4 protein-coding genes are annotated in these 4,364 nt (G+C 64.0%); 1 reads left to right on the top strand and 3 read right to left on the bottom strand.

The features are described 5' to 3' along the window. A partial coding sequence (locus ACESL8_RS02020) for a putative bifunctional diguanylate cyclase/phosphodiesterase (RefSeq protein ID WP_372915400.1) occupies positions 1-1,162 on the top strand: 1,162 nt, incomplete at its 5' end. 37 nt (positions 1,163-1,199) lie between these two features. On the opposite strand, the gene nadB is transcribed toward ACESL8_RS02020, so the two are convergent. The 3 genes from nadB to ACESL8_RS02005 form a co-directional block, all read right to left on the bottom strand. Next, positions 1,200-2,834 carry an L-aspartate oxidase gene (gene nadB, locus ACESL8_RS02015; RefSeq protein ID WP_372915397.1) on the bottom strand — a complete coding sequence of 545 codons (1,635 nt, stop codon included), beginning with the start codon at positions 2,832-2,834 and terminating at the stop codon, positions 1,200-1,202. Then, complete coding sequence (locus ACESL8_RS02010) at positions 2,803-3,744, bottom strand: ABC transporter ATP-binding protein (RefSeq protein ID WP_372915395.1); 942 nt, start codon at positions 3,742-3,744, stop codon at positions 2,803-2,805. The genes nadB and ACESL8_RS02010 overlap by 32 nt, the downstream gene beginning before the upstream one ends. Positions 3,745-3,827: 83 nt before the next feature. Beyond that, positions 3,828-4,364, bottom strand: a 537-nt coding sequence (locus ACESL8_RS02005) for a TonB-dependent receptor domain-containing protein (RefSeq protein ID WP_372915393.1), incomplete at its 5' end; no start/stop codon positions are given.

The following is a 4,364-nucleotide window of genomic DNA, read 5'->3' as shown; positions in this document are numbered from 1 at the left end:
CGCCATCGATATTGATTTCCTCAAGCAGACCAACGACATGGCTGGCCACGATGCCGGTGACGCGCTGATCGTTGCAGTGGCGGAACGGCTGGCGGCAGCCGCCGGCCCCGAAGCCAGCATTGCTCGCGTTGGCGGTGACGAATTCGTGATCCTGCTCACCAGCACAGCCCGGGAACGGCTGCCGGCAGTGCGCCAGATGATTGCGCTGTCGTCGGGCGTCCCGCTGCGTCATTCGGGCCACAATCTCACCATATCGATCTGTGCCGGCCACGGCGCGTCGGAAGACAAGGGCGTGCCGCTGGCGCGCATCTTCAAACAGGCTGATCTGGCACTGTACCGGGCCAAGGCCGCGGGGCGCGGTTGCTGGCGCAGTTACGATTCCAGCATGGCCGATGAAGCCGAAGCTCGCAGCCGCCTGTTGTCGGAAGCCAGCGTTGGTTTGGCCAACAACCAGTTCCTGCTGCATTACCAGCGCATCGTGCAGCTTGATGACACGTTGATCGGCTATGAAGCGCTGACGCGGTGGCAGCACCCGCGCCTCGGGCTGCTGGCTCCCGGCGACTTCCCCGAAGTGCTGAGCGAATCCACTTTGCTGCCGCCATTGCAGGCCTATGTGCTGCAATCGGCACTGGAACAGCTGGCCCGGCTGCGCAGCGACGGCAAGGATTTGACCATGTCGGTCAATTTCGTTGGCAGCCAGTTGCAAGGCACTGCGGCCGCCGTCGCCATCCTCGATGAACTGGCTCGCCACCGTGTGCCGCCGCATGCGCTGGTGGTGGAAGTGACCGAAACGGTGGTGATGGGCGGGTTGGGCGGCGCCCTGATCGAAGCGCTGGAGTGTCTGCGCGATGCCGGGGTGAACGTGGCGCTGGACGATTTCGGCACCGGCCATGCCAGCCTGATCCAGTTGCGTGATGTCCCGGCCAATATCATCAAGATCGATCGCAGCTTCATCGCCCGCCTGTCTATGTCGGCCGGCAACCAGCAAGTGGTGCGCGCCACCATCGATCTGGCTCACAGCATGGGCAAGCAGGTGGTAGCCGAAGGGGTGGAAAACGATAGCCAGCGCCAGCTTCTCACGCGGCTGGGCTGCGATCTGGCCCAAGGCTGGCTGTTTGGCCAACCGCAGCCGTTTCCGCTGTCACGTCGCGCCGCGGCCTGATCTTCCAAACTGGCGGGCTATCTTGTTGTGGCCGCATTCAGCTTTCGCGGGTCAGCATCGGATCAAGGACGGTGTCCACCGCTTCAGTAGCTTGGCCCGGATAATCGGTGCTGAAATGCAGGCCGCGGCTTTCCCGGCGGCGCCGCGCAGAACGCACGATCAGATCGGCGACGGTGACCAGGTTGCGCAGCTCGATCAGATCGGCGGTGATGCGGAAATTGCCGTAATAATCCTGCACTTCCTTGCGCAGGTTCTTCACGCGGTGGGCGGCGCGTTCCAGCCGCTTTTCGGTGCGCACGATGCCGACATAATCCCACATCGTGCGGCGCAGTTCGTCCCAGTTGTGGGCGATCACCACTTCTTCGTCGCTGCCCGTTACCCGGCTTTCGTCCCACGGCTTGATGCTGGGCAGCGGCGGCAGCGGGGCTTGTGCGCTGATGTCGTCGGCAACGGCCTGGCCAAATACCAGGCATTCCAGCAGGCTGTTCGAGGCCAGGCGATTGGCGCCGTGCAGGCCGCTTTGCGTCACTTCGCCCGCCGCCCACAGCCCGGCTAGATCGGTACGGCCCTCAAGGTCCACCATCACCCCGCCGCAACTGTAATGCGCCGCCGGCACCACCGGAATGGGCTGCACGGTGCAATCAATGTCCAGTTCGAGCAGGCGGGCGTGGATGGTAGGGAAATGCGCCCGCACGAAATCGGCGCCCAGATGCGTCAGATCGAGCAGCACATGCTCCAGCCCCAGTCGCTTCATTTCGGCGTCGATCGCGCGCGCCACCACATCGCGCGGCGCCAGTTCCAGCCGGTCGTCATAACGTTCCATGAAACGGCTGCCGTCGGGCAGTTTCAGGTGCCCGCCTTCGCCGCGTGCGGCTTCGGTGATCAGGAAATTGCGCACCTTGGGGTGAAACAGGCAGGTTGGATGGAACTGGTTGAATTCCATGTTCGATACCCGGCACCCCGCCCGCCACGCCATGGCGATGCCGTCACCGGTGGCACCATCGGGGTTGGTGGAATACAGATACACCCGGCTCGCCCCGCCTGTGGCCAGTACGGTGGCCGGCGCCACAAACCGCACGACATGGCGCTTTTTAGTATCCAGCGCATAAACGCCGTGACAGCGCCGCGCCGGGAAACGCGCGTTCAGCACGTGGCGATGGGTGATCAGATCAACCGCGGCCATGTGCGGCACCAATGTGATATTGGGGTGCGCCTGCGCCGCCTTGATCAACGCCTGCGAAACTGCCCAGCCGGTGGCATCATCCACATGCACGATGCGGCGATGGCTGTGGCCGCCTTCGCGGGTAAGATGCCAGCGTTCCGAAACAGTCTCGCCGGGGTTGAACGGCACGCCCAGCGCCGCCAGCCTGTCGATCGCCGCCGATGCGCCCGCTGCCACATATTCCACCGTGGCGCGGTGGTTGAGCCCGGCGCCCGCCACCATCGTGTCTTCCACGTGCGCCGCCACCGTGTCGCCGGCGTCCAGAACGGCAGCAATGCCGCCCTGTGCCCACGCGGTCGATCCATCGGCCAGACCGCCCTTGGCCAGCACGGCCACCGTGCCTCGCTCGGCCAGATGCAGCGCTGCTGTCAGCCCCGCTGCGCCCGATCCAATCACGATGGCATCGAAGTGGCGCGCCTCAGGCGGCGGCGTTTTGGATTTTTGGGCCACTTGTCAGCTCCAGGAACACGTCTTCCAGATCGGCTTCGCGGGTCGAAACCTCGATCACACCCAGGCCGGCGGCGGCCATCATCGCCAGCACGGCACCGGCATTGTTGTGGCGCTTGTCGTAGGTGATGACCAGCGTGCGCGGCCCCTGCAGTTCGATCGCCTTGCACCCCGAAAGCGCCGGCGGAATCGCAGCCAGATCGCGGTCCACCACCACTTCCAGCACCTTGTCCCCGGTGGTGCCGAGCAAGATGCTGGTCAGGTCGTTGGCCACCACTTCGCCATGATTGATGATGGCAATGCGGTCGCACAGGCTTTCGGCTTCTTCGAGATAGTGCGTGGTCAGCACGATGGTGGTGCCCATGCTGTGCAGATCGCGCACATAATCCCACAGCAATTGCCGCAATTCGATATCCACGCCCGCCGTGGGTTCATCCAGCACCAGCACCGGCGGATTGTGCACCAGCGCCTTGGCCACCAGCAGGCGGCGTTTCATCCCGCCCGACAAGGTGCGCGAATACACATGCGCCTTGTCGTCCAGCCGCACGGCGCGCAGCAATTCCATCGTGCGGCGCCTGGCCTTGGGCACGCCGAACAGGCCGGCCTGCAATTCCAGCGTTTCAAACGGCGTGAAAAACGCATCGAACACCAATTCCTGCGGCACGATGCCGATGCTGGCTTTGGCGTTACGCGGGTGTTCGTCGATATCGAAACCCCAGATGCGGGCTGAACCTGCCGATTTGTTCACCAGCCCGGCCAGGATGTTGATCGTGGTCGATTTGCCGGCGCCATTGGGGCCGAGCAGGCCAAAGATGGAACCGCGCGGAATATCGAGATCAATCCCCTTCAGCGCCTGCTTGCCGCCGGCATAGGCTTTGCTGAGGCCGCGAAGGCTGATGGCAGGTTCGGACATGCAGCCGGGATAGACCGGGCAGGGAGAGGGGGCAAGCAGGACGGGACGGGCAGCCTGACGCAGCTGCCCGTCCCGACCTGAAATTACCAGCGCGCCACCGCTTCCACCCCGAACAGCCGGGGCAGGCCGCGGATGAAGGTGGGGATGCCGAAGGCGCCGCCTGTGTTGCCGCCGTCCAGCAGATACTCCTTGTTCAACAGGTTGCTCGCAAAGCCGATGATTTCCCAGCGCGCCTTGGAATCGCGGATGCCGGCGCGCAGGTTTACCAGCGTGACCGGGCCCTGGCTGGTCACCGGGTTGTTGGGCAGTTCAAAGAACACGCTGGACCGGTGGGTGACGTTGGGGTTGGCAAACAGTTCGATGCTGCCGCTCAGGGGCAAGCGGAAATTGGCACCAGCCGATCCCTGCCATTCGGATTGGAGACGGAAACGGTCACCGGCGAAATTGCCGAAGCGCGGCTGATTGTTGACGCGGGCATCGATGTACGCGCCGTTGGCAAACAGGCTGACGTTGGGCGACAGCGCGGCGTTGAATTCGACTTCCACGCCCTTGTTGGTGGCATCGGCATTTTCGATCAACGCCGGCAAACCCGCGCGCGGCACCGAAATCTGGAAATCCTT

Source organism: Sandarakinorhabdus sp., from assembly GCF_041689835.1.
In the GTDB taxonomy this organism is placed as follows: domain Bacteria; phylum Pseudomonadota; class Alphaproteobacteria; order Sphingomonadales; family Sphingomonadaceae; genus Sandarakinorhabdus.
Note: the sequence above shows the minus strand (reverse complement) of the source record. Positions and strands in the feature narration are given on the sequence as shown.

Bases quoted from the DNA above. Each gene is read 5' to 3' on its own strand.
- ACESL8_RS02010 (WP_372915395.1), bottom strand. From the start codon at position 3,744: ATGTCCGAACCTGCCATCAGCCTTCGCGGCCTCAGCAAAGCCTATGCC.